The sequence below is a fragment of the Microcoleus sp. N9_A2 genome (genome assembly GCF_036701775.1).
GTDB lineage: Bacteria > Cyanobacteriota > Cyanobacteriia > Cyanobacteriales > Microcoleaceae > Microcoleus.
Map to the genome: position 1 here is coordinate 106,481 of NZ_JAUBRH010000001.1, position 26,516 is coordinate 132,996.

22 protein-coding genes are annotated in these 26,516 nt (G+C 44.9%); 13 read left to right on the plus strand and 9 right to left on the minus strand.

The genetic code is table 11. The features are described 5' to 3' along the window. Positions 1–684: 684 nt before the first annotated feature. Together QUA44_RS00495 and QUA44_RS00500 are read right to left on the minus strand one after the other, a co-directional pair. Positions 685–852 (minus strand): transposase family protein, encoded by a 168-nt coding sequence (locus QUA44_RS00495; protein WP_333276340.1) that lies wholly within the window; start codon positions 850–852, stop codon positions 685–687. Next, a complete protein-coding gene (locus QUA44_RS00500; protein ID WP_333247371.1) occupies positions 853–1,053 on the minus strand; it encodes a hypothetical protein in 201 nt (66 codons plus the stop codon). A 953-nt stretch (positions 1,054–2,006) separates the two neighbouring features. Here QUA44_RS00500 and QUA44_RS00505 point away from each other — a divergent pair. From QUA44_RS00505 to QUA44_RS00530, 6 genes are all read left to right on the plus strand, one after another. After that, on the plus strand, positions 2,007–5,150 hold the full coding sequence (locus QUA44_RS00505; protein WP_333247369.1) for an ABC transporter transmembrane domain-containing protein: 3,144 nt from the start codon (positions 2,007–2,009) through the stop codon (positions 5,148–5,150). A 219-nt stretch (positions 5,151–5,369) separates the two neighbouring features. Continuing rightward, positions 5,370–7,172: an HlyD family efflux transporter periplasmic adaptor subunit gene (locus QUA44_RS00510; protein WP_333247367.1), complete on the plus strand. Its 1,803-nt coding sequence runs from the start codon at positions 5,370–5,372 to the stop codon at positions 7,170–7,172. Positions 7,173–7,232: 60 nt separating this feature from the next. Further along, positions 7,233–7,697 (plus strand): HetP family heterocyst commitment protein, encoded by a 465-nt coding sequence (locus tag QUA44_RS00515; protein WP_333247366.1) that lies wholly within the window; start codon positions 7,233–7,235, stop codon positions 7,695–7,697. Between the two features lie 653 nt (positions 7,698–8,350). Further along, entirely contained in the window at positions 8,351–8,632 is a 282-nt protein-coding gene (locus QUA44_RS00520; RefSeq protein ID WP_333247364.1) for a hypothetical protein, read from the plus strand. 255 nt (positions 8,633–8,887) lie between these two features. Then, positions 8,888–9,187 carry a hypothetical protein gene (locus QUA44_RS00525; protein WP_333247362.1) on the plus strand — a complete coding sequence of 100 codons (300 nt, stop codon included), beginning with the start codon at positions 8,888–8,890 and terminating at the stop codon, positions 9,185–9,187. 171 nt (positions 9,188–9,358) lie between these two features. Beyond that, the gene (locus QUA44_RS00530; RefSeq protein ID WP_333247361.1) at positions 9,359–9,571 is read left to right on the plus strand and encodes a hypothetical protein; all 213 of its coding nucleotides are present in this window, start codon (positions 9,359–9,361) and stop codon (positions 9,569–9,571) included. 140 nt (positions 9,572–9,711) lie between these two features. On the opposite strand, the gene QUA44_RS00535 is transcribed toward QUA44_RS00530, so the two are convergent. Continuing rightward, entirely contained in the window at positions 9,712–9,909 is a 198-nt protein-coding gene (locus QUA44_RS00535; RefSeq protein ID WP_333247359.1) for a hypothetical protein, read from the minus strand. Between the two features lie 535 nt (positions 9,910–10,444). On the opposite strand from QUA44_RS00535, the gene QUA44_RS00540 reads away from it, so the two are divergent. After that, positions 10,445–12,214, plus strand: coding sequence for a hypothetical protein (locus QUA44_RS00540; protein WP_333247357.1), 1,770 nt, complete (start codon positions 10,445–10,447; stop codon positions 12,212–12,214). 85 nt (positions 12,215–12,299) lie between these two features. Beyond that, positions 12,300–13,040 carry a peptidylprolyl isomerase gene (locus QUA44_RS00545; protein ID WP_333247356.1) on the plus strand — a complete coding sequence of 247 codons (741 nt, stop codon included), beginning with the start codon at positions 12,300–12,302 and terminating at the stop codon, positions 13,038–13,040. A 341-nt stretch (positions 13,041–13,381) separates the two neighbouring features. Here QUA44_RS00545 and QUA44_RS00550 read toward each other — a convergent pair whose 3' ends face one another. The 3 genes from QUA44_RS00550 to recQ are packed head-to-tail and all read right to left on the minus strand — an operon-like array spanning position 13,382 to position 17,226. Further along, positions 13,382–13,846, minus strand: a complete 465-nt coding sequence (locus QUA44_RS00550) for a hypothetical protein (RefSeq protein WP_333247354.1) — start codon at positions 13,844–13,846, stop codon at positions 13,382–13,384. After that, entirely contained in the window at positions 13,843–14,970 is a 1,128-nt protein-coding gene (locus QUA44_RS00555) for an AAA family ATPase (RefSeq protein WP_333247352.1), read from the minus strand. Before QUA44_RS00555 ends, QUA44_RS00550 begins: the two co-directional genes overlap by 4 nt. Before the next feature lie 60 nt (positions 14,971–15,030). Beyond that, on the minus strand, positions 15,031–17,226 hold the full coding sequence (gene recQ, locus QUA44_RS00560) for a DNA helicase RecQ (RefSeq protein ID WP_333247350.1): 2,196 nt from the start codon (positions 17,224–17,226) through the stop codon (positions 15,031–15,033). Positions 17,227–17,323: 97 nt separating this feature from the next. On the opposite strand from recQ, the gene QUA44_RS00565 reads away from it, so the two are divergent. After that, a complete protein-coding gene (locus QUA44_RS00565; RefSeq protein WP_333247349.1) occupies positions 17,324–17,608 on the plus strand; it encodes a DUF427 domain-containing protein in 285 nt (94 codons plus the stop codon). A gap of 131 nt (positions 17,609–17,739) precedes the next feature. Here QUA44_RS00565 and QUA44_RS00570 read toward each other — a convergent pair whose 3' ends face one another. Beyond that, the gene (locus tag QUA44_RS00570; RefSeq protein WP_333247347.1) at positions 17,740–18,405 is read right to left on the minus strand and encodes an L-threonylcarbamoyladenylate synthase; all 666 of its coding nucleotides are present in this window, start codon (positions 18,403–18,405) and stop codon (positions 17,740–17,742) included. Positions 18,406–18,480: 75 nt separating this feature from the next. On the opposite strand from QUA44_RS00570, the gene larC reads away from it, so the two are divergent. Beyond that, on the plus strand, positions 18,481–19,887 hold the full coding sequence (larC, locus tag QUA44_RS00575) for a nickel pincer cofactor biosynthesis protein LarC (RefSeq protein ID WP_333247346.1): 1,407 nt from the start codon (positions 18,481–18,483) through the stop codon (positions 19,885–19,887). Positions 19,888–20,919: 1,032 nt separating this feature from the next. Continuing rightward, a complete protein-coding gene (locus tag QUA44_RS00580) occupies positions 20,920–21,483 on the plus strand; it encodes a Uma2 family endonuclease (RefSeq protein ID WP_333247344.1) in 564 nt (187 codons plus the stop codon). A 336-nt stretch (positions 21,484–21,819) separates the two neighbouring features. On the opposite strand, the gene QUA44_RS00585 is transcribed toward QUA44_RS00580, so the two are convergent. After that, on the minus strand, positions 21,820–24,171 hold the full coding sequence (locus tag QUA44_RS00585; RefSeq protein WP_333247342.1) for a PhoX family phosphatase: 2,352 nt from the start codon (positions 24,169–24,171) through the stop codon (positions 21,820–21,822). Positions 24,172–24,359: 188 nt separating this feature from the next. Continuing rightward, entirely contained in the window at positions 24,360–24,827 is a 468-nt protein-coding gene (locus tag QUA44_RS00590; protein ID WP_333247341.1) for a hypothetical protein, read from the minus strand. Positions 24,828–25,130: 303 nt separating this feature from the next. On the opposite strand from QUA44_RS00590, the gene folK reads away from it, so the two are divergent. Together folK and QUA44_RS00600 are read left to right on the plus strand one after the other, a co-directional pair. Continuing rightward, entirely contained in the window at positions 25,131–25,619 is a 489-nt protein-coding gene (gene folK / locus QUA44_RS00595; protein WP_333247339.1) for a 2-amino-4-hydroxy-6-hydroxymethyldihydropteridine diphosphokinase, read from the plus strand. 289 nt (positions 25,620–25,908) lie between these two features. Beyond that, entirely contained in the window at positions 25,909–26,457 is a 549-nt protein-coding gene (locus QUA44_RS00600; protein ID WP_333247532.1) for an NUDIX hydrolase, read from the plus strand. Positions 26,458–26,516 lie beyond the last annotated feature (59 nt).

The window sequence follows — 26,516 nt, forward strand, 5'->3', positions numbered from 1 at the left end:
GTACCAAAATATTGAGTTAGCTGTATTAATTTCAATCTGACGCTTTCACCGCTTTTCCTAATGGTAGTAGCGCTCCAATTCGCAACTTTACTCTTCCACAAATCGTTAAAATTACTGGCTCATATTTTTGGGGATTTAATCTAAATCTTTCTTGGAAAACTTGAAATCTCTTGACAGTTATAATTCCATGTTCGACAAAAAATTGGCGACCCAAAAACGCTTTGTTTTGTTATTTTTGTTCAGTTGTTAATTCTGATTTTATGTTTTTTTTAAATGGGAGTTGTTATTAAATCTTCTCCAACGTAAGCTTGATCTCCCTTAAATCTTTGTTGAGGGTCAAACTCTGAGCGATATTCCCGAAATAAGGTTATATCCCTTTTAGGTTCAGGTTCCCCTGCCACAACATAAACTATATCTCTATCATCTGGCATGAAAATTATTTAACTTTTAAATGTAAGTTTTTGCGGCATTTAAATTGTCTGTTAAAAAACAATCAAACTCTTGTGGGGTGGGCGTCCCGCGCGCCTAAAATATACAATTTAAATGCACGACAGCTTAGGATTACTCTTCTTGCCTGAAAAGTATTTTTCTTGTTCATCACGAGTTCCAGGTCTTTCTCTGACTTGTTCGTAGGTATCTACTATTAATTAATATTCTGTGAATATTTCCTTAACTATTGCATGGTCAGCAGCGTTTTTTTACTTGTTCCAGCAAGCTAGATGGTAGCAATTCTCGCAGGCGCCCAAACCAATAGTTAAATGTATCATTAGCTGTAGACTCACTTACTCCAAACTGGATGCCCCGAAGTTGAAATGTTTTCCTCCGCCTAAGATAGAACCAAGTTAAAATTATTTATTCGGGAATAGATAGTTTTGGTTTTCGACCGACTCCACCAGCAATAATTCTCACTTTCTTGGATTCTAGTAAAGCTGGTTTTTCATGATGTAATCGTTCGGCATTTGGGAGCAATTGTTGTAACTGTTCATACACCAGACCAATTAATCGCTGTGTTTCTTTATGATTCTCTTCAATATGATTCAGGATGTCGCTCATGTTTCTGTGTAAACAAATGTCTTTTATGTTCTTTTACTACATAATGTTACTATTTTGGAGAGGGCTTCTGTTAGTGATTGGTAAATCTCTAACTAAATGCGTTTTATTTTGATGAATACGGCGGCTTGTTTGTCCACGTCGTGGGCAAATTTGTGTTTTATTTTTGACGATAAAGGCTCAAATAATTGTTGCTTCTGTCTCTAAGCTATCCTCGACGATTACATTAGGTATATTCAGTATTTTTGTCATTAATTTTTTCATATTAAACTTAAATGCTCGCTGTCTTCATAACATTTTAGCATATAGCAATCCTAAATCATTTGTGTAATTCTTGTAGGGGCAAACCCCCCGTGGTTGCCCCCATGAGGCCGGGGTAGGCACTCTTAGCACTACCCCTACATCTTTTTACGACTCCTTCCTGCAAGGATTGCTATACTAAGTACGGAAAAACCATTAATTGCTTGAATTGCTGCTACAAACTAACAGCAATCAATATTTCTTTACAATGTTCGGACTCTGGACTTCACAAACGATCGTCAAAAATTGATGGTTTTTGAATCCTGAATGTAAACTTTTGCGTAGATATACGTATACCGGGGAGAACATTGGCCTCCTCAGCTTCACAGAATCTTCATAATTATCCCGTAATAATACGGTAAATTTATAAAGAGTACGTAAAGATTGCCCTTAAAGGTAGCCAAAACCACGATTCTGTAAGTTAAACTGGGAGCCAGCCCAACCACACTTACGTAATGACCACACAATCCTGAAAAAACGCAATTTTATATATCCTAAAGGCGTTGAAGGGATGTCATAACCAAGGGGTGTTAGTCGGACATATCGACAAACAGTTTTTAAGCCAACTAAATTGCAACTCAACCAATAAAAATTGCTCATAACCGGGTTAGTTGTAATTCAAAAAACATTGAAACATTTTTTTTACAGGGTAAGTTATGAAAAAAAAAGTAGGGGTTAAAAATCACATTTTTAAAACCAGAGAAGCCTTGGAAAATTTCCCGGCTATTCAGAAAATCTTTGAGAAAATCGGTGGCGAACAGACATTAGTTGCCCAATTAAATACAGCCTGTGAAATTTGCGAGTTTCAGCTAGGAGATCAAATCACTCAATATCAAACATCAGATAGCAACAATTTCGTTGAAAAGGAACACAGCGATCGCAATTTTTATTTAGTTTGCGAGGGAAGAGTCAGGCTGCTAGCGGTAGAAGCGTCTCACCAGCAGGAGATTTCGGCGGTGGTACTGGAAGTCGGAGCAATATTTGGGACAGATGACCGATTTATTGACAGCGGACTGGCTTACAGGGCAATTGCGGCCGGCACTTGCCAAATCGGTCGAATTGCGGACACCACAATGCAGCTTATTTTAGAGGAATTCCCGCAACTGCAACAGCACTTGCAGCAAGAATTTCAAGAGCGACAGCGGTTAATATTTTTCAAGACACAAACAGATTTGCGCTCGCTCGCTCCCCACCAACAACAGCTTCTGTGGCCGCACTTACTTCCTTACATAGAAGAAAGCCGAATTCCGGCCGGAGTTTCCCTCGCTGATCACTGCCAAAACTCCAACAATCATTTTTGGCTCCGCAGCGGTCAAGTTCAAGGTCAAGCACCGCCGATAATCGGCAGTAACTGGGAACATTCAGACGTAAAGAGCGACTGGATAGCGGTAACAGATCTGCTAATTTACCAGCTTAGCAGCGAACAGTGGGAAATCGCCAAAGCCACAATTAGTTCCGAAAGCAATTCCCGTCCTAAAATCATCCGCAAACCTCCAATTTTAAGCTTAGTAACGCCGCCCCAAGATGCCAGCTCTACCTCACAAACCGAGCCATCAAAATTAACCGCAGTTGCTCAGAAAAAGCCCGCAACCGGAATCTTCAGCTTTCCCAAACCCAAGCGGCGCCGCTGGTTGAGCAGCAGACACCCATTCATTCAACAACAGAGCACAGCAGATTGTGGAGCTACTTGCTTAGCCATGATTAGCGAATATTGGGGTAAAAAATTCAGCCTAAATTACTTGCGCGAATTGGCAGAAATCGGCCGCAGCGGCGCGTCGCTCAAGAGTCTGGCCAAAGCAGCCGAAAGGATGGGATTTCAAACCCGTCCCGTGCGAGCTTCTTTAACTCCGCTGCGAAATCAAAATCCCTGGATTGCTCACTGGCAAGGCAATCACTATGTGGCAGTTTACCGCTTTAAAAATCAACAGGTTTTAGTGGCAGATCCGGCTGCGGGGAAGCGGTGGATGAGCATTAAAAGTTTTACCGAAAATTGGACGGGGTACGCCCTAATTTTAGACCCGACAGCGGAACTATACCGCAATCACAGTGGCGAACATCAAGGCATTAAAATTAAAGATTTTGTTGGCATAGTCTGGCCCTACCGCGCTGCGATCGCCCAAATTCTGATCCTCTCCTTGTTGCTCCAAATATTTGGTCTAGTTACTCCCCTATTTACCCAAGTAATTCTCGACCAAGTGGTTGTCAGCAAAAGCGTAGTAACTCTGCACGTTTTTGCGATCGGACTGCTGCTGTTTAGTGTTTGGCGAACGCTGTTGGGTGCAACAAGACAGTATTTGCTGGATTATTTGTCGAACCGCATTGACCTGACTTTAATTAGCGGCTTTATCAGTCACACTCTCAGTTTGCCGATTAAGTTTTTTGAATCTCGTCAGGTGGGCGATATCTTGACGCGGGTTCAGGAAAATCAAAAAATTCAGGCATTTTTGACTCGCCAAGCTATTACGGCTTGGTTGGATGCTTTGATGGCTGTGGTTTACATCGGGCTGATGGTTTACTATAACTGGCGTCTGGCGTTGTTGGTGCTGGCGTTGATTCCGCCGATCGTGATTTTGACTTTAGTCGCAACTCCATTTCTGCGAAAAGTGTCGCGGGAGGTTTTTACCGAAAGTGCTAAGCAAAATTCATCTTTGGTGGAAATGATTACTGGGGTGGCGACGGTTAAGGCAACTGCTGCTGAGCGAGAAATGCGCTGGCGCTGGGAAGACCAATTAACTTGCATGGTTAATGCTAAATTTCGCGGGCAGAAGTTGGCGAATTCTTTGCAGGTGATCGGGGGTGGGATTAATACTTTGGGGAGTACGGCTTTGCTGTGGTACGGGGCAATGCTGGTGATTCAAGACGAGTTGACGATCGGTCAATTTGTCGCTTTTAATATGATGATTGGGAGCGTGATTTCTCCTGTGCTGTCTGTAGTGGGACTTTGGGACGAGTTTCAAGAAGTGCTCGTTTCGATCGAGCGTTTGGATGATGTATTCTCTGCCCAACCTGAAGAAAGCCCTTACAAGCCAATGCTGGTGCTGCCTCGCATTCAGGGAAACGTCAAGTTTGACAATGTTTCTTTCCGCTATTCTCAGGATGAGGAACGCAATACGCTGCAAAATCTTTCCTTTGAGGTGCAAGCTGGAGAAACTGTGGCAATTGTCGGCCGCAGCGGTTCCGGTAAGAGCACTTTGGTAAAGCTGCTGCAAGGTTTCTATTATCCAGAAAAGGGGCGGCTAACAATTGACGGCCACGATATTCGGCACATTTCTTTGCAGTCGCTGCGAGTTCAGTTGGGTGTTGTTCCTCAAGATTGTTTCTTGTTTTCGGGAACGATTTTGGAAAATATTACGCTGTATAAAAACGGCAACGATGCTACTTCTGCAAGCTTGGAAGAGGCGATAGAAGTGGCGAAGCTAGCAGAAGCTCATGCTTTTATTCAAGATATGCCGCTGGGTTATCAAACTCCTGTGGGGGAAAGGGGAACGAGTTTGTCTGGGGGCCAGCGGCAGCGAATTGCGATCGCCCGCGCTCTTTTGGGCGATCCCCGAATTTTGGTTTTGGACGAAGCAACTTCTTCGCTGGATACCGAATCTGAGCGCAGGTTTCAGCAAAATCTCGCCCGCATTAGTCGCGATCGCACTGCGTTTATTATCGCTCATCGTTTGTCTACGGTGCGTAATGCCGATCGCATTTTGGTTCTAGAGAAAGGCATTTTAGCCGAACAAGGCAACCATGACGAATTGATGGCTGAACGCGGACTTTACTATCACCTCGCTCAGCAACAACTCGATATTTAAAGTCAGTTGACAGTTGACAGTTGACAGTTGACAGTTGACAGTTGTCATTAGTGCTGTCCCCCTCGCGAACATTAGTCATTAGTCATTAGTCATTCGCAACCAACACAAGACTAAAGATAATTTCCAATTTCCAATTGCCAATTCCCAATTGCCGATTCCCAATTACCAATTACCAATTGCCAATTGCCAATTTCTAATTACTAATTTGGAGTAAATACCATGCTTTCAGAAGATGACAAAGAATTATGTGCGGCTCCTGATGAGATAGCTGAAGTCTATGGGGGCGTAGCTTCAAGGCAAGAAAACGAAGCCCGAAAAAAAGACCGCTCTTTAGAAGTAGTCGAATCTCAAAATCGCTCTTTTCAAACTGATGACGGTATCAATATTGCCAAGTTCCGGCAGCCTGATGCTAATAATTGGTCTACTTCTTTGCACTCGGTACTCGACCAGCCACCAGTATCTTTCCCGCAGCGGTTGATATTAGGAGGAATGGTTTTTTCCGTAGCTTTTGGAGCGTGGGCAACTTTGGGGAAAATTGACGAGGTTGGTCATGCTCAGGGCAAATTAGTTCCCAAAGGCGCTGTTTACAAAATTCACCCGACGGATACGGGAAAAATTATTAACCTCGCTATCAAAGAAGGTCAAAAAATCAAAGCTGGACAATTATTGGCCGAATTAGACCCGTCGAATGCCCAGAGCGAGGTGGAGCGTCTTGATAAAATTCTGGACGCTGATCGAATTCAATTGGTACAAGAGGTGAGTTCGATCGAGAGAACTCGACTGGAAGTTGAAGCGAGCGAAGCTATTGCTGCTGCAGACCAGCGGGGGGCTGAAGCTGCGATCGCCCGTGCTCGCGCTTCAGCCGCCACCACGCAGTCTCAAATCGAGCAATTGCAAGCAGATTTAGTGTCTCAGCAAGCGCGGCAACAACAGCTCAAACCTCTGGAAAAGAATGTGCAAGACTTGCTATCGCAACTGAAAACAGATATTAACTCCCAGCAAGGGCGGCGCGATCAGGTGAAACCATTGCAACGCAAGACTCAAGAATTGCTCGCCCAATTGCAAGCAAAAGTGACTGCTCACAAAGAGCGGATCGCGCGTCTCAAACCTTTGGTAGATGAAGGAGCACTGTCAAAAGACGTATTGTTTCAAGCTGAGGAAGCTCTACGAGAAAGCGAAAATGCGGTGATTAGAAGCCAGTTGGGGGAGACAACTCAGGCTGACGATCGAGTATTTGAAGTCGAGCAAACCGTTCGCGACAGGCAAAGTGCTGCTATCAGGAGTCAACTGTCTGATGCAACTGGGGTTAAGGAAAGGCTGTTTGAAGTCGAGCAAAGTTTGCGCGATCGAAGTAGCGCCATTTCTAGAACCCAAGGTGAATTAAATCAACAATTGGCAGAAGTCGATCGACTGCAAGCCGAAGCCGCCAGCAAACAAGCCGCAGCGCGCCAAACGCAGTTAGAAAAAGAGCAAAAAATTCAGCAGTTGGAAATGCAATTAAATCAAGTCAAATCCAAAATTGCCGAAACCCAAACCCTGCTCGCTCAAGCAAAAAATCAGCTCAAACAAAGATTTCTTTACGCACCCGTCAGCGGAGTGATTTCCGCGCTCAACATTCACAACACCGGCGAAGTAGTTCAACCGGGTCAAACTATTGCAGAAATGACTCCGGATCACGCTCCGCTAGTGCTGGAAGTCAGTTTGCCAAACCGAGAAGCGGGATTTGTCAAAGCTGGAATGCCGGTGCAAGTCAAATTCGATGCTTTTCCTTATCAAAATTACGGCGTGATTCCGGGAAAAGTTTTATCTATTTCGCCGGATGCCAAAACAGACGAGCGATTGGGTGTTTTTTACCGGGTGGAAGTGAGTATCGATCGAGACTCAGTGAAAGCCAAAAATCAAACCTGGAAACTCAAAGCTGGCCAAACAGCTACTGCGGAAATTGTCATTCGCCAGCGCAGCATAGCCGACATTTTGCTTGACCCTCTCAAGCAGCTACAAAAGGGCGGCATGAGTTTGTAGAACGTTAGTTAAGTGGTTGTTGTCCTTTGTCACTCTCTATACACAAAACAGGATAAAACAATGAATTCCCAATTTCACCATTCTGCCAATCCTTCTCAAATTGGAATCAAACCAGAACAATTGGATGAGATAATTTCAGCCATCCTGGCAGGAAAGTATTCTTGGGCTTGTTTTTTACTTTTGCGGTGCACGGGTTACAACCCTCTCGACTATATCCCTTACCGTACTTCCAACCGCTTGCTTAAGGAAAACAGTCAAATCAGCAAGTCGAGTAAATCCGAAACTAAGCCTGCATTGGGGAAAATTGCGGATTTAGATTATGTGGAAGTGGTGAGGGAAAAACGAGCCGGAGTTCGAGGGGGTGATGCAATTCCGATGGGTAGCGAGTTGCAGTCAGATACCGCAGGTTTTGTAGCTGAAGTCGCAGGCGCAGGTTCACATATCTCGGCGCCGGGGGTTGATGTTCACAATCAAGGATTTTGGGCTGGATGTAAGACGCGCTGGTTTAATTGGGCGGGTAAGTAATTTAGTCGATTGACCGACAACCCGATTGCGGGCGTTGGGTGTACCAATTTTTTGGTTGACTCACCGCGGGCGATCGGGTTTTTGAGTATCTAACATCCGCGCTTTGGATAAATCTGCCAAAATGGCAACACGCTGGGGCGATCGTACTTGATAATTTGTTATCTGGTACGCCTTTTATTGTCATTGTTCGCTGTGCGTCGCAATCGCAGAGACTAGGTGATTGCGACACGCAGTGAACAATGACAATAAAGGGGATGAGTAACCCTGATTTAGTATTATAAATTGAGCCAAATACTACAATCTTCCCGTCTCGTCAATAAACTATCAAACGAGGCTGGTTTTTGGATGTCAAAATATATCGATCGGCACATCGATTAGGACATTCACTCCGCTCATCAATAGAGTCTAAAATCCTTGCTTCATAAACGGTTGGATTCGGATACCATAACTGTCAACTGTCAACTGCTATATATCGATCGCCTCTAGTTTGCGAGCAAATAATTAACATAGATTCATGAAGCTGACTTTACAATTTAATTTTCACAAATCTGCCAAATTGGCAACACAGCTCTAATTAGTCCAGATATATTAGGTACATCGAAAGAAAACAACGTTCCTTCGAGCAACTAATCAAAAAAAAACAGGAAAAAGCAATGATTATCTCAGACCTCAACCACGTCGAAATCGTCTCCGAATCAACCCAAGTAGAAGGCGGATACTACTACAACTTCTACGAAAATGATTTCGTCAAACTGCAGATTGTCTCGAAGCCAGAAATCAAAGGCAATAGCGCGATCGCATTAGCAGATTCTAATGCCTACGGCAAAAATACTTTCGCTAAGAGTGTCACCTACACTGAAACCGCTCAGGGTTACTATTCCACAGCTTCCAGTGCCTCCGTAGCTGGTTCCCTAGGTTCCTACTTCTACTGGTAGTAGTTCTACCCTACAAACAGATAGCAGAAACCGCTGCAAGATCGATATCTTAACAACTTTCAGCGGTTTTCTATCTATTCCGTGAATGTCAAGGGTAACTATAGCAGTTGACAGTAGACAAGTGACAGTTATGGTATCCGAATCCAACCGTTTATGAAGCACGGATTTTAGACTCTATTGATGAGTTCCTGAATGTCCTAACCGATGTGGCGGTTGCTATACAACACAGTATTCAGGTTGTGATGAATAGAGTGGATGGCAAAATTAATGATTATTTGCGACTTGGATTACCAGGAAGAATTGATTGAAGAAACTAATATTGTCGGCGGTGTCTATGCCTACGCAGATACCAGTGCATTCGCTAGTAGCGGTTCTGGTTCTGCTAATGGTGATGCTGTGGCTGTTGGTCAATCTACTTATGCTAAAACTCGAACTAATACAACAGTCTCGCAAGGTTTCACTGACTCCCAGGCTCAGGCTTACGCTTATGCTAAAACTGGAAAAAATTATGCACGAGCTGAATCAGACAGTTTTGCTCTGTTTATCGGTTATTGAAGAATCACAATTTAAGCAAGTTTGGTTTAAGAAAGTTTAGTTTAAAAACCGAGGCTCATTATGTTGATATCGGATTTGTCCTACCTCGAAAATGTTTCAGAAAACGACTTAATTTTAGGTGGTACTGCATAAGAATTGGATGCCTTTTCATCAGTGGACAGTGGAAACACTTTGACTACTACAGACATTATTTTTAGAAACAAAGGTCAAGTTACGAAAGCAACGGGTATAGGAACAGCTATGGCGATTGGCACTAATCCTCTAGCTGGTGTTGATGTTTACTACGCAGGCTTTGATAAAGTCAAAGTAAAAATTAAATCAGGAACAGGAGCAAACTATGCTTATGAGACTGTTACTGTAAAGGCGATGGACTTGCCATACTAACTTTGATGGCTTGTACTAAGGGCTTAAGCCCTTTTTAGCTTTTAATGATTGACCACTGCATCACGGGTACGAACGGGTTTCAGCCGAGGAAAGAGCCGATCGCCCCAACTCGCTGAATGCCAATTCTAATTACTTCCGCATCATGGCAGGTGCAGGGCGATCGCGATCGCCCTGCACCTGCCATGACTCCGCATCAATTCGATCGCGATCGTATTCAAATGGGCTAAATCCGTCGCCTTCCAGGCTGATGCAAGCCCCTCCAACCGCCATTCCAAGTCCCCTCCCATCCGCTCAACCACAGTCATCAAAATGCTGCCAAACCCCGCTCTGTTAATCACAATTCAGGAACGGGAGCAGCGGTGTGTCAGGAGGCGATCAACACCAGTAAGCGCGCCCGGATACAAAGAGTATAAAAATTGAAAACTTGCGTAAGTCTTATAATTTCAAACAAATCTGCCAAATTGGCAACATACCTCTAATTAGTCCAGATATATTTAGGTAAATCGAAATAAAACACGGTTTTTGCTCATCTTTAGCAGTCCGCCCTAATATTTTTTGAGTACGGGCGAGTGCAAGGAAGGTGCAGTTTAAATTTATACAAGCCTTTTGAGAGTGATGGTGATGGCTAAATCAAATGCCATTGGCAATCAGTAGCGATCGCCCAGATTGGTATTGGTAACAGTTTGGTCGCGTCCTATTTTCGGGATGCACCAAGGTTCATTTATTAAAAACATTTCAGTCTTTAATCTGAAGTCAAGAGCAATTGTTTCACACTCTTTAAAATCCTACATTGGCATTCATTGAAATTGGGAATGTCGGTGTTCGTGCAAGTGCTTTTCGTCTTTACATACAGGTAAAAGGAGATAAATCGCGATGCCTCCATTAGATTCATTAGCTCCTGAGCCCTTAAATAATATTGTTGGAAACAACAATAGTTTAAACACCTTGAATTCGTTGGCGAATAACCCTGGTGCGGGCAGCAGCAGTAGTTCCAGCACATCTAGTGCCTTTGTAGATGACAGCGGTGCAGGCAGCACCAGCAGCGCGACAGCCACTTCCTCAGCGGAAACCAGTACCAGTAGTGAGACTGCTTACGCTGCGGGGGCTACCTCTAGCAGTGGCAGTGCACAAGCGCAAACTTCTTCCGTTGCTCCGCCAACTACTAGCGCCACAGCAGCAACACCAGCAGCAACACCAGCGCCAACACCAGCAGCAACACCAGCGCCAACACCAGCGCCAACACCAGCGCCAACACCAACACCAGCGCCAACACCAACACCAGCGCCAACACCAACACCAATACCAGCGCCAACGCCAACACCAGCGCCGTTAGGAGACAGCAGCGGTGCTAGCAGTAGCAGCACCGCGACAGCGACTTCTCCGACAGGGAGCAGCAGCAGCACTCAGACAGCATCGGCTCCCGGCGGTACTTCTAGCAGTGCGAGCGCCTCAGCTAGCAGTGGTTTAGATACTCCGCCAACTACTAGCGCCACAGCAGCAACACCAGCGCCAACACCAGCGCCAACACCAGCGCCAACACCAGCGCCAACACCAACACCAGCGCCAACACCCACACCTGCACCAGCACCAGCACCTGCACCAGCACCTGCACCTGCACCTGCGCCAGCACCTGCGCCAGCACCAGCACCAGCACCAGCACCCACACCTGCACCAGCACCAACACCCACACCTGCACCAGCACCAACACCCACACCTGCACCTGAGCCAGCTCCGGCTGCTACAGACTCTGCACCGGTAATTAATATCACAGCGCCAACACCCACACCTACGCCAACACCCACACCTACGCCAACACCCACACCGTCAAATAATGACGGTGCAACGTTCACCCCCGCGACTGGCGGCACTTCTAGCAATTCAAGTTCTTCTAATTCCTACTCAGACATTACGGGTACTGGCGGCGAGAGTACGATAATTTCTGAGCCAACAGATAACAGTAACAGCAATAATTTGATCGCACTTCCCGATCACAATACGAACAACAGCAATGCTGAGACAACCCCGCCTCCAGAAATGATCGCCCCAGAAAACTATCCGGGCGCATTAACTATCAGCTACGACAGCAACGGCGACGGATATTGGCTCGGCACCAGCGATAGTGATGTGATTACTTGCGGTAGCGGGATCGATCAAATTTTTGCAGGAAGCGGCGACGATATTGTCACAGGTAACAGAGGTGATGATGCGATCGATGGAGGCGATGGAAACGACACTTTGCGGGGAGGAAAAGGTCAGGATTTACTGATTGGCGGCAACGGCGACGATTTTCTGTGCGGCGACTTCGGCACCGATACGTTGATTGGAGGTAGCGGCGCTGATACCTTTGCCTTTAGACCCGAAACAGCTAGTGCAGAAGCTAATCCATTGTTAGCAGATCTAGTCGTTGATTTCAATCCCGCTCAAGGCGATAAAATTGGGCTGACAGGGGGACTTTCGGTAACAGACTTGACACTCGTCGCGTTTGATACGGATGGTGACGGTACGACAGACGCGACTCTGGTCAAGTTTAGTTCAAATAATGGCGATCGAATTTTAGCTGTTGTTTTGAGAACAGTTAACGCAGCGGGTGCAACAACTTTGAGCAATTCTGATTTTATTAGTTTGCCAAATGACATCTTGTAGCCAAGGGTTAAATTATTAACGCTAATTACCAGCGGCTAGCGTCGGGGGATGAAGTTAATAAAGTTATATAGGTTGAGAGAGAAAGATGAAAGATTTTTACGGGCCATTGATTGAAGCAAGTGAAATCATCGAACAACTCAGACAAGAGCAGCAAATAAAGACATTTAGTCAAAAGGTTTTGCAGAAAAAAGTTATTGAGAAAGCAGCCCGGGAACGGGGGTTAACTGTGACTCCCGACGAAATTCAAGCTGTGGGCGACCAACTCCGCCGCGAGAAGCGTTTGGAGAAAGCAGCGGATACGATTTCTTGGCTGGTAGATCAGATGATTTCTGTAGAAGACTTAGAAGCCGGAATTTGCGATCGGCTCCTCAGCCAAAAACTAGCCGAACACTTGTTTAGCAAAGAAGTAGGAAAGATTTTCGTTCAAAACAAATTGCAATTTGATCAAATAATTCTTTATCAAATAGTTGTTGCCAACCCGCAGCTTGCTCAGGAACTATTTTATCAAATTCAAGAAGGAGAAATTAGCTTTTTTGATGCGGCTCACCTTTACGATATTGACGAAAATCGTCGGCATATATGCGGTTGCGAAGGCAAAGTTTATCGGTGGGGTTTAAAACCAGACATAGCCGTCGCCGTCTTTAGCACTAAACCCGGAGAAGTGATTCGTCCAATTAAAACAGAGCTAGGATATCACTTGTTCCTGGTTGAAAAGTTTCTCCCGGCGGAATTAACCCCTGAACGGTATCAAGAAATATTGCACAATCTGTTTAACGAATGGTTGGCTAACGAAATCAACTATTTATTGTACACTTCTAAAGTGTAGGTGGCACGCGGAGCACAGAGAACCCTAAGTAGTTTGACGGGCGAATTATAGCGCTCTCGGTGGGGTTGTGCATGGAGCCCTCATATAGAGGTTCTACCTAAGCCCTATAACTGTTGCGCTTAACTTGGCAATTTGGATTTAACTATATTGCAAAAATTGATAAACTGGCGAAAAGTAGTCAGTTGTTCTGGATGAACTTGAATTCTGGTCAATAGCTGTTCCAAATAAAATGGCTTGAGTACATCTCCCGGTCGTTTCTTAGAATACGTAATATTTTTAGCTTCAAATAACGCTCTCAAATAAGCTCCGTGAAACTGAGCATGAGTATTAAACTCTTGATATCAGCCCATGTTTTCGGGACAGTTCACTGAAACATCATAATATCTAGTATAATCTAATAGAGCTTTATCTTGAGGATTTTTAGAATAAATTTTGCGATTGCCTAGCAGCCAACTTTCCAAGCATCGATTCTGAAATATCAGCACAAGTTCTGCATTGTTTAATTTCAATTTTTGCTGACTTAAAAACTCATCAATTTCAGTTTCGAGTTCAGAAACAGTATTTTCCTCGGCATCCAGACACACTACAAAATAGCTGTATTTTCCGTTTGAGTTGATTTTCTCTATCGCAGGCGGGATAAAATTGTATAATGAAGGATATCCTTCGCCACTAATCAAGTAATAATTTTTTTGAGTCACATCATCGCAATTGTCAACTCGCTGCAATTCCGGTAAAAGATGAGCCAACCAAGCAGGATAAACTTTTCTCTCCGATTGTGTTCCTTCAACTAAAAAATACAGATTCATTCAACTTTGATTCCTTCGCTATATTCTTCAAGATTAATCAGTTGCATAAAAGCTTGATGCCTTGATTTTCCCAAGTTCAAATCTTTTGCATCTATGGCAGTTACGATCCCACCTTTGCGAGTGACTATTTTCCAGTGTTCCATCCCAATATTATTGATTATGTAAGGATGATGGCTGGTGAGAATGAATTGAATATTTATATTTTCCACAATCAAATCTGTCACAACATCGATACAGTTAATTCCCAAGCTGTTTTCAAATTCATCAATCAGGATTACCGTGCCTTCGGGCGACAAGTACAGTTCGCTAATATGAATGAGAGTTTTCAACATTCCTGAAGAAATATTGTTTTGGAAAATCCAATCGTTAACACCCTTTTCTTTGATTTGAATAGGAAAACGGGTAAAAGATGGATTTGCGTTATCTTCTAATGCTTCTAGTTTAATATCTTCTACCTGCTCGAAAACATCGATAAATTTAGTTTTTATTTTATCGAAAATATCGGGACAAGGGCGAGCTATTAAAGCCAGTTTAAGAAGAATTGGCATATCACTTGCTTGAACATTTTTCAAAGCAAAATTATTATTGGAAATTATCGATAGTACCCTTACAGGTATACCATAAATTCCATTTAACAAGCTAGAATTGTCGCTATAAATGATTTCATTAAAAGCCTGCTGGACAGGTGAAATATCTTCTTCTTGATTTAAAATTTCAACGGCACTTTGAAACGGCGATAATTTGGGCGTTGTCTCGCCTTTGAATTTAATTTCATTATTGCTTCTTTCTATAATTACATTTCCCTCTCTGGATAGATGTTCTCGAACTATTCTAAATTTATTAATTTCGTCTTCCTCAGTAGGAATGATAGCAGGGACTTTTTGCGTTTCAAATTCGCCTTGCCAGCGATATTCTACATTGTTTACTGTCGAGAATGTAACGTCCCATGCTAAACCGTTTAACGAAGCACCATTAGCTATTCGCTGTAAATTCAAAATTCCTTTTAAAATTTGTGTTTTGCCGACACCAGAGACACCAACTAATAAAGCCAAGTTGGAAAAATAGATCGGTTCAAAACGCCACTCTCGTAAATTATCCCAAAAAGCTACTTTTTTAATTCTCATTTTCCCCTCCTATCTATTAATTATCTGCGTCCATCAGCGTTCCTCTGCCTACATCGGCGGTTAAAAACCGACATAATTTTGCCGCCACCAAGCCCGCACAAACTTAATCTCCTCAAACGTATAACGTTCTTCCAAAAACTCATAAATGGCTCTCAGTTTTTCATCCCCCATAACTTCAATTGCGTACACTATCGCCTGCTGGCGTTCCGATTCCACCAACAAATTTATATCAACTTCCCTGCCCATTTCCATCAATTCTATCAGATGCCCAGAAATAGTATTAGGACTCATCCCCCGCGCATTGGCTATTCCTTGAACTGTCAAACCTTGTCGGTATAATTCCCAGGTTTGCATCTGCGAATAAGACGCAACGTTGGAAAGATTGGGAAGATTAGCGGCATCAGAAGATGCAGCACCACTTGGCAATCCTTGTTCTTGGCAAAAAGTGCGTATTGCCTCCAAGAAAACCTTACCGTACTTATTTCGCTTGTTGCTACCAACGCCGTAAACTTCCTCGAATTCAGTGAGATTTTGCGGGCGTTTTTCTGCCATGTCTCGCAAGCTTTTATCGGCAAAAACTACGTAAGGTGGCACAAATTGTTCGTCGGCAATTTGCTTGCGTAGCGTCCGCAGTATGGCAAATAAACCTTCGACTTCTACTGCCAAGGAACGAACTTTTCCCTGTACTTCCCGCTGCGGTTCAATGGCGATTTCCACTGTGCGCTGACGTTTCATAATTTCCCAACTTTTTTCATTCAGTTTCAAAATGGGAAAGCCGTCTGTTTTTTCGTCTAATAAACCTTGATTTATCAGCGAACGGCTCAATCTTTTCCAATCCTCTGGACTTTTATCTTTGCCAATTCCGTAAGTAGAAAGCTGCTGGTGCTGGTATTGCAATATTTTTTGATTTTTTGAGCCTCGCAGTACGTCGATAATATGATTCATGCCAAATTTCTCTTGGCATCTCGCGATGCAGGAAAGAAATTTCATTGCTTCTATTGTCCAATCTTCTACTGGTTTTTTGTTGCAACAGTTATCACAATTGCCGCAGTTGCCGGGAAATGAATCGCCGAAATAATTTAATTGGACTGTGCGGCGGCACTCGCTGGATTCTGCGTAGTTAATTACTCGCCGTAACTGTTGGCGGGCTATTCTTTGTTCTTGTTCGTCTGGTTTTTGCTCAATGATGTATTCGATGGTTTTGACATCGCCGAATCCAAAAAACAAGGTGCAATGGGATGGTTCGTTGTCCCGGCCGGCGCGGCCTGATTCTTGATAGTATCCTTCGAGATTTTTGGGTAAGTCGTGGTGAATTACAAACCTTACGTCGGGTTTGTTGATGCCCATCCCGAAGGCGACTGTTGCTACCATTACTTGTACGTCGTCGCGAATGAAGCGGGTTTGATTGGTGGCGCGATCGACATCGTTCATGCCGGCGTGGTATGGTAGGGCTTGGATGCCGCTTTGCTGCAATTTGTAGGCAACTTCGTCAACTTTTTTACGGCTGAGGCAGTAGATGATTCCTGAACCGCCTTTTTTTTGGATGATTTGTAAAACTTCGGCAAAACTGTGCTTGGTTTTGGGGCGAACTTCGTAGTATAAATTGGGGCGGTTGAAGCTGGCGACGTGGATGTAGGGATTTCGCAGAGTTAGCTGCTGGATGATGTCTTGGCGGACGCGCTCGGTGGCGGTGGCGGTTAGTCCCATAATGGGAATGTCGGGATATCGATCGCGCACCCGTTCCATTTGCCTGTATTCTGGTCGAAAGTCGTGCCCCCATTCCGAAACGCAGTGGGCTTCGTCGATCGCAAATGCCGAAATTCCTAACTTATTTGCTACTATATCTAAAAACGGTAAAAATCTTTCACCCAGCAAGCGTTCGGGTGCAACATAGAGCAATTTAATCTTACCTTCGAGAATCGCTGTTTGGCGCGATCGGGTTTCCTGACTGCTCAAAGTGCTGTTGAGAAAAGTCGCCCCAATTCCATTATCCTGCAAAGCTTCCACCTGGTCTTGCATCAGAGCAATTAACGGCGAAACAACCACAGTCAATCCCGGTTTCAACAGTGCCGGTAATTGAAAACACAAAGACTTGCCACCGCCCGTCGGCATGACAATCATCATATCCCGTTTTTGTAAAGCAGCTTCGACAATTTCCTGCTGTCCCGGACGGAAAGAGTCATAGCCAAAAAAATGTTTAAGAGCTTGTTCCAGGGACAGTGGCACAGAAGATATTGGCGGATTAGACGCTGACATTTGCAGTAGTTGGTTGTTGGCTTCTCAACTATTCTATGCGTTTTGAGCGCAAATACAGTTACAATAATTGAGAATCTCAATTTAAGCAGAAAAACTGATGCCGAAAGCAATTTGGAATGGTGCCGTTTTGGCCGAGAGCGACAAGTGCGAAATTGTAGACAACAACTATTATTTCCCCGCCGATGCCATCAACCGTGAGTATTTCAAGGACAGCAGCACTAACACTACTTGCGGTTGGAAAGGTGTTGCTAGTTACTACAGTGTCGAAGTCGGCGGACAAGTTAATAAAGATGCTGCGTGGTACTATCCTACTCCGAAAGATGCTGCTAAAAATATTGCGGGGTATATTGCTTTTTGGAAAGGAGTTAAGGTAGAGGCTTAAAGCAGTTTTGAGTTAATCTAATCAGAACCCAACTTCTTGAACAAGTCTGGGTTCTGGGCCTTATTTCACTATTCTCAAGAACAGGCAAGATGCCTGTTCCACAAAGAGTGAATTTTATTGTATCTCCAAAATTAATCTTTTTCCCAAACGGCGACAGCTTCCGAACCCAAACCACGGCGAACAACAATCGGTTCGCTTTGTGTCAAATCGAGAATTGTAGAAACTTGATATCCCGGATCTGAACCGTCATCGACAATCACATCTACTAACTTAGAAAAACAGTCAAAAAGTTCAGCTTTGCCAAAACTTTCTGCTTTTCCTGCTGGCACGGTTGCTGCACCTTCATCATCGGTGGTAATGTGAGCGGATGTTGAAATAATTGGATTTCCCAAGGCTTCCAACATTGTAAAACAAAGCCGCTGGTCGGGAACGCGAATTCCAGTGGTTTTCCGCTTCGGGCTCATTACCAACCGTGGCACTAACTTGGTAGCGGGCAGCAGAAATGTATAAGGCCCCGGTATTAACCGCTTGATAATTCTGTATGCTTCATCGCTGACTGCAGCATAGTCGGTGATATTTGACAGAGAGGAACACAGGAACGTTAAAGGCTTATCATTGGATAGTTGCTTGATCTGCCTGACTCGTTCTACCGCAGACTTGGAGTTGAGATCGCAGCCGATCGCGTAAACTGTATCTGTCGGATAAAGCATCACGGCCCCATCTTTTAGAGCTTTTGTAATCTTCTCGATCCGGTCTCTTTGGGGTGCAACTGGATGCACTTCGTAAATAGTTGCCATGTTAAGATATTGCAGGCTAAGTGGGCGATCGAAATATCGAGTGAAACAATCAATGCTAAAAATTAATTGTTAACAATGAATAAAATAGCTTATTTTGACTGTCCAACCGGCATTGCTGGCGATATGTGCATCGGAGCTCTCGTCCACGCCGGCGTTCCTTTAGACTACCTAATTGAAAAACTCAATTTGCTCGGCATTTCGACAGAGTACCAGTTGTGGACGGAATTAGTCCACCGGAATACTCAACAAGCAACTAAATTTTATGTCCATTTAGCTGCGGATTTGTCGTTAAAACCTGAAAATTCCGCTACCGAACTCGATCCCTCGGAAACCGAATCCCCGACTTTTGACGCCCGCCACCACCATCATCACGGGGAAGAACATTCTCACAGTCACGAAGAAGATGCAGAAATTAGCCACACTCATCACCGCCATTTGCCAGAAATTGAGCAGATCATCGTCTCTGCAAAATTGCCTCCGCGCGTGGAAGCCTGGAGTTTGGCCGTATTTCGCAAATTAGCAGAGGCAGAAGGTGCCGTACACGGTATCCCCCCAAACGAGGTTCACTTTCACGAGGTGGGGGCGACGGATGCAATTGTTGATATTGTTGGTACTTGTTTGGGTTTGGATTGGTTGGATATTCAGGAGTTTTACTTTTCGGTGATGCCGACTGGTGGGGGTACGGTGAAGGCTGCACACGGCCGATTAGCGGTGCCGACGCCGGCGGTGATGCGGTTGTGGGAAACGCACCGAGTGCCGGTTTATAGCAATGGCATCGATCGCGAATTGTGTACTCCTACGGGAACAGCGATCGCCTGTACTCTCGCCTCCGCTTTCGGCCCGCCGCCAGCGATGCAAATTCAGGCGATCGGTTTGGGTGCAGGTTCTCGAATGCTGGCAATTCCTAATATTTTGCGCCTCTGGATTGGGGATAAGGAAGAGGGGGAGAGGGGGAGAGGGGGAGAGTGGGAGAGTGGGAGAAAGACGGCTACTAATTCCCAATTCCCCATTCCCGATTCCCAATTACCGATTACCAATTCCATAGAAACTATTGCGGTATTGGAAACACAAATTGATGATTTGAGTCCGCAGGCGATCGGCTATGTTTTTGATGCTTTGTTTGCCGCCGGAGCTCTGGATGTTTTCACTGCCCCAATTGTGATGAAAAAGTCGCGCCTGGGGGTTTTGCTAACTGCGATTTGTCATCCCGACTTTCAGGATGCTTGCGAAGCAGTTATCTTTCGCGAAACTACTACTCTGGGAATTAGGCGATCGACTCAACAAAGAACGATTTTACACCGAGAAATCCAGACAGTTAAAACAGAATACGGCGAAGTGCAAATAAAAGTTGCGAAGTCTGGAAAAACGATTGTTAATGTACACCCAGAATACGAAGATTGCGCGGAAATTGCCAGACTTAAAAATATTAGCTGGCGGGAAGTTCACCGCTTGGCGCTGCAAAGTTGGTACGATCGCACTTAATCAATTACAGTGACTTACCAGAAAGAATTGGTTTAAAGCCCCAAGCCTTGTAGGGAGAAATTAAAAGAAGACTATTCATTACTCTAATCCTCTTCCTTCCAGGTAGAGGTCGCTATCTTGCGGTCAACCCTTCGACTTCGCTCAGGGCAAGCTTTAACAGTTGACAGTTGACAGTTGACTTCGGAGTGCGAAGTTTTTAGGCAGGGGATTTAAGCCCCAGCCTAAAAACAATCCACCTAAAGGTGGGGGCTTAAATCCCCTCTGCTTTGGTCAACTGTCAACTGAAAAGAGGAATTTAGTCCCTGACGGGCTGACAACCCGTCCGACCCAGCAGGCTGGAGGAATATCTAAATCAGAGGAATCAAAGCCTCTGATATCGGTTTTGAGATGGCGAGATAAATTCAGCTTTTTCGTCAATTCAGACGTAGTTTAGTTTTTGGCTAATTAAACTAATATTTAAGCACACTAAGTACGGAAACCCCAAGAGTACCCGTCCCCATCACTCGGGGCAACCGCAGCAACCTTTTTCTTCAAGCTATCAAAAATTTGGGTTTAAAACCCTGTCCTTCTAGGACAGCTTTAATTTCTTAAAACTTTTTTCAAAAAGTCTGGTAAGTTCCGATATCTGGGGTATAGTATAAAAGTCAAGGTCAAATTCCTTTGCCATCGTGAAACAGGATATGAGACACACTTTCAGGCATAAACCGGGGGACCGAGAGCAGCGAAAACTCTTTAAACAGCTAGAGGCTGAATTCAGTAAGCCTTAAACCAGTCAAAAAAAACTATTTTTAGGATTGTTAAGTAGGGTAGGGCATACCCAAACTCTAGATAAATATTCTAGTACGCTTTTGGAGACAGACCCGCGCTTGGTGGCTGCGAATCAGGCTCGTTAATTGGTAGGATTCTACGGTTGAAAAGTCGGAGTATTGCCTTTCATGACGCAACACTTAAAGGTTAGTCGCTGAATTAAGAATCCCCGCACCTTGATAGTCGGGGAGTGTCAAAGAAACATACTTCATTCCCGATCGCATTATGGTTGCTTTACCCGATCGCCCATCGATGAGTGCAGAAGAATACCTGGCTTGGGAACCCACCCAAGAGGAACGCTACGAGTATTGGGATGGCGAAGTCGTCGCCATGAGTGGCGGCACCCGCAATCACAATCGAATTTCAGGAAATTTCTTCAGAATCCTAGATGATGCCCTTGTCGATCGCCCTTGCGAACCTTACATCGCGGATGTCAAAGTCCAAGTGGAACCAGGACAAAAGTATTTTTATCCTGATGTTGTAGTAACTTGTGAGGAGCATGATAACGATCCGCAATTAGTGCAATTTCCTTCCTTAATTATCGAAGTTTTATCGCCTTCCACAGAAGCAGCAGATCGCGGCATTAAATTTGCTAAATACCGCCAATTTTCAACACTGCAAGAGTATGTCTTGGTGCAAGTCGAACAGCCAGGAGTAGAGATATTTCGGCGCAATCAACAGGAGCAATGGGTTCTCTCCGAGTATGGTTTGGGCGATTCCTTGCAACTTGAATCGGTGAATCTAGAAATTGCGATCGCCGATTTATATCGCCAAGTACAATTTTCTTAAAAATTCCGCTGTTAAGGGATTTGATATTAATTATCCTAGGGATATTTTTAATTATTTGAATGAACCGCGAAGACGCGTAGAGCGCGAATAAAGAATAGTATCTTATTCTTTCTCTTTCTTCGCCTCCGCGTGCCTCGCGGTTCATTTAATCTTACTCCAGATTCGTAAAAACCAGGTTTCTGGGCCCCGATGCGTAAGTCAAATTTAAACTGAGATGTTGCACCATTCTCAATAAGCTTTTTATGAACAGGCTTTCCGGCCTGTTCCACAAAGAGGGAATTTTCTTGTGGAACAGGCCGGAAAGCCTGTTCTTGAGAATGGTGCAAGATGTGAGATTTAAACAAACTGACCCGTTGGAGTCGATCGCACGCGGCGAATCCCAATCACCGACGGCATCGGCGAACGACGCCTGTCATTCTCAATATTACTCGGCCACAAACTGCCGCGAGCAACACTACGAGTCTGATTAAAAACCGCACCGTTCAAATCCAACATTTCAATTTGCCGACTCAGTACAGTACCATCATCGATCGGGCAATCTTCCCCCGGATGCTGCACCGAAAGCAACAGCGTATCTCCCACAAAAGTCGGCCCCGTCATTTCGCACCGATTCGGGCCGTAAGCAAACGGAATTACTGTTCCTGCATTCGGCCCAGAAGTCGGAATATAAAACAGCCAATTGTTGCCGAAAACTCCAGTAAAATCTGACACATTTCCAGTCTTGTTGTGGTCGATCGTCGTTGGCTTTCCAGCCGCACCCACATCAAAACCGTTATGCGTGCTAGTAGACATATCAGTGACGGCCCAAATGTTACCTTGAGGGTCAAAATCCAAATTGTCTGCACTAGCAAATCCCGACCCAGCTACCGAACCCGCTTCTCCACCTTGAGCCAAACGCTGCCAGCGGAACGTCAAACCTGCACCATCAGGACTGTCTTCAATTATTTTGTAAAGTCCTCCCGACTGCTGAGTGCTGTTGACTGCGCTACCGTATTTAGCAACAGTAAAAATGCGAGAATCTGGATAACCGTCGCTTCCGGGTGCGGCGTCAGTATAAGCAATGAAAACTTCCTGAGTAGTAGGATTAACTTCCAAATCTTCTGGCCGCGCCGTCGGAGTGCCACCCATCAAATTAGCAGCTAAGAAAGCATCAACTAAAACCGCACCTTGGCTGCTGTAGAAATTAGCAAGAGTTTTATTTTGGTAACCAAGAAGTGCTGTTGCTTCATTGGTTGTATCTACTACAAAAGAACCGCCGTCCTCGGTTTGCCCAGCAATTCCGGCGCGTTTGGGCAAGCGAGTATTTGCATCTCTTTGAGCTTTGCCAAAAGTTGCTAATTCTGCCTCGCCAACTTTAGAAGGACGCACCGGATTCGTCTGGGAATTTAATGTCAATGGCAGCCATCTTCCAGTACCGTTGCGGTTATATTGGGCAACGTACAAAACGCCGTCTTCAAATAACCGGCTGTTGTTTTTATCTGCGGGATTTGTGACAGTACCGTTGCTGACAAATTTCCAGGTGTGTCCGCCGCGTCGATCGTCCCCCATGTACACTACTAATCTGCTACCTGCTGCTGCGCGAATCGCGACGTTTTCGTGGCGGAAACGGCCTAAAGCGGTGTGTTTGCGGGGGCGGAAACTCGGATCTTGAGGATCGACTTCTACCATCCAGCCGTATTTTTCGCCCACTAAGCCGAATTCCTCACCAGTAGTGCCCTTGGCGTAGCTGGTTTGGCCGCCGTTGGGTTTGATGTTTTCCTGAACTCCCACGAAGAATAGTTCGCTACCTTGGAAGTTTTCTTCGGCGGAGAGGATTGTGCCCCAAGGGGTTGTGCCGCCGGAACAGTTGTAGGCTGTGCCGATGATGCGGTTGCCGAGCCCGTCGCTGTTGACTTGGGCGAAGACTTGGGTAGCTGCAGGGCCCGTGCCCGTGAGGTACTCGTTATCGCCTTGTCTGGTGCCCCAGGAGGTGACATCTTTGTATTTGTCGGCACGCTGGCTGTTGATGCCGAGGCCGGAAAGTCCGTGAATGCGTCGGTTGAGGGAGTCGCCGGCGATCGCCCCAAAGCGTCCGTTAGCTTGTTTGGTGATGCGAACGATCGAACCGCCGAGATTGTACAGGAATTCGCCGAGGGTATCGCGATTCTTTACCGATAAGTCTATACCGAGGACGGCGCGATCGGTTGCTGGAAATGGTGCCAGATCAGACGGCGCTTCCGGCGTCACTTTCGACATCGGAAAACCTACATACTCGTGGTTAACCCAGAGATAGCCGTCGTCACTGCTGCCACGAAGGGGTAGGAAGGCGGTGTAGTCGTTGTTGTAGCCGAAATAGTCTGCCGGATTGGGAAAAACTCGATCGCCCCAGCGGAGAATCACATAACGTTCGTATTCCGGCGGCACAACCACATCGTCAACAATGTTGTAGCTGGTTAATTTAGTATTCTGCGAGGCCGCCATCACGGTTCCCTGTCCGTTTAAGCCCGTCGGCATAAAGCTGGACAATTCTTGATAAATTGGCAGCGGGTGGGGAAGTCTTAACGGAGTGAAAGATAGCGGCCCTATAACAGATTCCGCCGAGGTGGAATTGATGCCGAAGAGTGTTTGAGTTAGTTGAGGGGCAAGCACAGTGGTAGCTGCGCTGCTGCCGAAGAAAATTAGCAGTTGTCGGCGAGTTATTTTAGACATAAATTCCTTTTCAAACCAACATCCCTAATCAGATGATTCCGTATGAAACTTTATCACTGTTAAATTAAGGGAAGTTAACCTGAAGGTTAATTAAACTGGAATTATATTTTGGTTAATAATTGGTTATTGGTTGTTTGTTGTGTGCTACCAATTTCCAATGCCCGATGCCCGATGCCCGATGCCCGATTTCAATCATCTCGAAAACCCGGATCATTTTTTCGGGATGTCGATCGACTGGGCGCAGGTACATTTATCACTTGCGAAAACCCAGAATTTGCGGGCGAGATATTGCCATCTCTGAATCCCAGCAGCAATTGAGCATCCGCAAAATATCTAGTCCACTGTTCGATTCTCGAATCTTTTTGCCAGTCGCGGCGGGATACTCTCGATCGCAAAACTGGAACCCTTTGTCGGCGGCGATCGGCTGTAATGATGATTGTAACTTCTGTTAATGCCGGATTTTCTTGAAACTCGCGGGCGATCGACAATGCGGCTAAATCTTCCGCCTGCTGCACTAAACTCGCAAAAGATTGACTGCCGTCCGAATCTAAGGTAAGGTAGCGCTCTTTGGTTTCAGCCAAAGCTATCGATATACTTGCTGTTAAACTGATAATTGCTAGAATAACCGCCGACAATAAGCGTAGGTACAAATTCATTATGTTCTCAACTAAATACTAACACTTGTCAATGATAGTTAATAAAATTTAACACTAAGTTAATATTTGATTAAAATAATATTTTGTGTCACCACATTTCCCTAAAAAAATGTCCTGTAGACTCAATTTACCACAAAAAATTAGGCTTTTAGGGGCGGATTTTACTCGAAATATTTGTCGGTAGTAAAGGATATCGATCAACCCGCCCCCGCGTTACTCTTCTTCCTTCTTCCTTCTTCCCTCTTCCTTTTTCCTGACATCCGCTACATCCGTTACACAATCCGTTGCCGAACCTTCTTCCTTATGAAATCAACAAAATGTGCGATCGCCCTCGGTAGCAACTTAGGCGACTCCCTCGCCACACTCAAAAGCGCGATCGTAACCCTCAACAACACCCCAGGAATAGCAGTAAAATCTAATTCAACCTGGTATCAAACCGCCCCCGTCGGGCCGCCCCAACCCGATTACATCAACGCCTGTGCCATCCTAGAAGTGGCACTAGAACCCGAACAATTGCTAGCAGCTTTATTAGAAATTGAAATAAAATTTAATCGAATTCGCCGAGAAAAATGGGGGCCAAGAACACTCGACCTAGATTTGCTGCTGTACGACAATTTAATCTTAGAAACTCCGACACTGACTTTGCCTCATCCCCGGATGACCGAAAGAGCTTTTGTATTAGTACCTTTAGCAGAAATTGCCCCGGATTGGGTGCATCCGGTGACGAAAAGTGCGATCTTCCAACTGCTGCAAACCGCAGACTGTTCCGGAGTGCAAAAATTGCAACTGTAAAAATTGAGCAAAATTCACAAAAAATGCAACCCTAGGTAAGGATCGCGAATTAAATAACTTACAATTTTAATTGTTATTGTGGGATGGGCGTCCCGCCTGTCCAAAAAGGACGGGCGGGACGCCCATCCCACAAACTTGTGGAAGTTATTTAATTCTCATTCCTAAGCTGCAAACAGTGATAGTTATCAGTCATTCCCCATCTAAAATCTAAAATCTAAAATCTAAAATCCTATGAGATCGCATATCATGTCTTAAATCGGTGCACTCTAACATTATTCGCTTGTCACTTATGTCGATCGGTCAAGAACTACCCCAACTCCTCAAACAGCGCCTATTTTACCAAGGGCGCAAATTTAACTTTGACGTAGCTACCCTCCGCCTTCCCAACGGTTCCGAAGGCGAGTGGGAATGTATTCGCCACCCCGGCGGAGCACTTGCAGTTCCCGTCACCCCCGAAGGTAAACTTGTCTTGGTACGCCAATATCGCTTTGCCACAAAAGGGCGAATTTTAGAATTTCCCGCTGGTACGGTAGAAATCAATGAAAGCCCCGCCGAAACTATCAAACGCGAAATCGAAGAAGAAACCGGATATCGCGCCGGAAAATGGCGGAACTTAGGGCAATTTTTTCTCGCCCCCGGTTATTCCGACGAAATCATTTATGCTTTCTTAGCCCAAGATTTGGAAAAACTGGAAAAGCCGCCCGCACAAGACGAGGATGAAGACATTGAAACAGTTTTATTCACCCCGGAAGAATTAGACAAAGCTATCTTAGCTGGGGAGCCCATTGATGCAAAATCTATTTCTAGCTTTTTCTTGGCACGTCCATTTTTGACTTAAATAGGACTGACTAAAAAAACCCGGTTTCTTATAAAAATCGTGCATCAAACCGATAAATC

What these genes read in the sequence shown, in the direction of transcription:
- QUA44_RS00500 (WP_333247371.1), bottom strand. Translation starts at nt 1,053, where the DNA reads ATGAGCGACATCCTGAATCATATTGAAGAGAATCATAAAGAAACACAG.
- QUA44_RS00505 (WP_333247369.1), top strand. Translation starts at nt 2,007, where the DNA reads ATGAAAAAAAAAGTAGGGGTTAAAAATCACATTTTTAAAACCAGAGAA.
- QUA44_RS00510 (WP_333247367.1), top strand. Translation starts at nt 5,370, where the DNA reads ATGCTTTCAGAAGATGACAAAGAATTATGTGCGGCTCCTGATGAGATA.
- QUA44_RS00515 (WP_333247366.1), top strand. Translation starts at nt 7,233, where the DNA reads ATGAATTCCCAATTTCACCATTCTGCCAATCCTTCTCAAATTGGAATC.
- QUA44_RS00520 (WP_333247364.1), top strand. Translation starts at nt 8,351, where the DNA reads ATGATTATCTCAGACCTCAACCACGTCGAAATCGTCTCCGAATCAACC.
- QUA44_RS00525 (WP_333247362.1), top strand. Translation starts at nt 8,888, where the DNA reads ATGGCAAAATTAATGATTATTTGCGACTTGGATTACCAGGAAGAATTG.
- QUA44_RS00540 (WP_333247357.1), top strand. Translation starts at nt 10,445, where the DNA reads ATGCCTCCATTAGATTCATTAGCTCCTGAGCCCTTAAATAATATTGTT.
- QUA44_RS00545 (WP_333247356.1), top strand. Translation starts at nt 12,300, where the DNA reads ATGAAAGATTTTTACGGGCCATTGATTGAAGCAAGTGAAATCATCGAA.
- QUA44_RS00550 (WP_333247354.1), bottom strand. Translation starts at nt 13,846, where the DNA reads ATGAATCTGTATTTTTTAGTTGAAGGAACACAATCGGAGAGAAAAGTT.
- QUA44_RS00555 (WP_333247352.1), bottom strand. Translation starts at nt 14,970, where the DNA reads ATGAGAATTAAAAAAGTAGCTTTTTGGGATAATTTACGAGAGTGGCGT.
- recQ (WP_333247350.1), bottom strand. Translation starts at nt 17,226, where the DNA reads ATGTCAGCGTCTAATCCGCCAATATCTTCTGTGCCACTGTCCCTGGAA.
- QUA44_RS00565 (WP_333247349.1), top strand. Translation starts at nt 17,324, where the DNA reads ATGCCGAAAGCAATTTGGAATGGTGCCGTTTTGGCCGAGAGCGACAAG.
- QUA44_RS00570 (WP_333247347.1), bottom strand. Translation starts at nt 18,405, where the DNA reads ATGGCAACTATTTACGAAGTGCATCCAGTTGCACCCCAAAGAGACCGG.
- larC (WP_333247346.1), top strand. Translation starts at nt 18,481, where the DNA reads ATGAATAAAATAGCTTATTTTGACTGTCCAACCGGCATTGCTGGCGAT.
- QUA44_RS00580 (WP_333247344.1), top strand. Translation starts at nt 20,920, where the DNA reads ATGGTTGCTTTACCCGATCGCCCATCGATGAGTGCAGAAGAATACCTG.
- QUA44_RS00585 (WP_333247342.1), bottom strand. Translation starts at nt 24,171, where the DNA reads ATGTCTAAAATAACTCGCCGACAACTGCTAATTTTCTTCGGCAGCAGC.
- QUA44_RS00590 (WP_333247341.1), bottom strand. Translation starts at nt 24,827, where the DNA reads ATGAATTTGTACCTACGCTTATTGTCGGCGGTTATTCTAGCAATTATC.
- folK (WP_333247339.1), top strand. Translation starts at nt 25,131, where the DNA reads ATGAAATCAACAAAATGTGCGATCGCCCTCGGTAGCAACTTAGGCGAC.
- QUA44_RS00600 (WP_333247532.1), top strand. Translation starts at nt 25,909, where the DNA reads ATGTCGATCGGTCAAGAACTACCCCAACTCCTCAAACAGCGCCTATTT.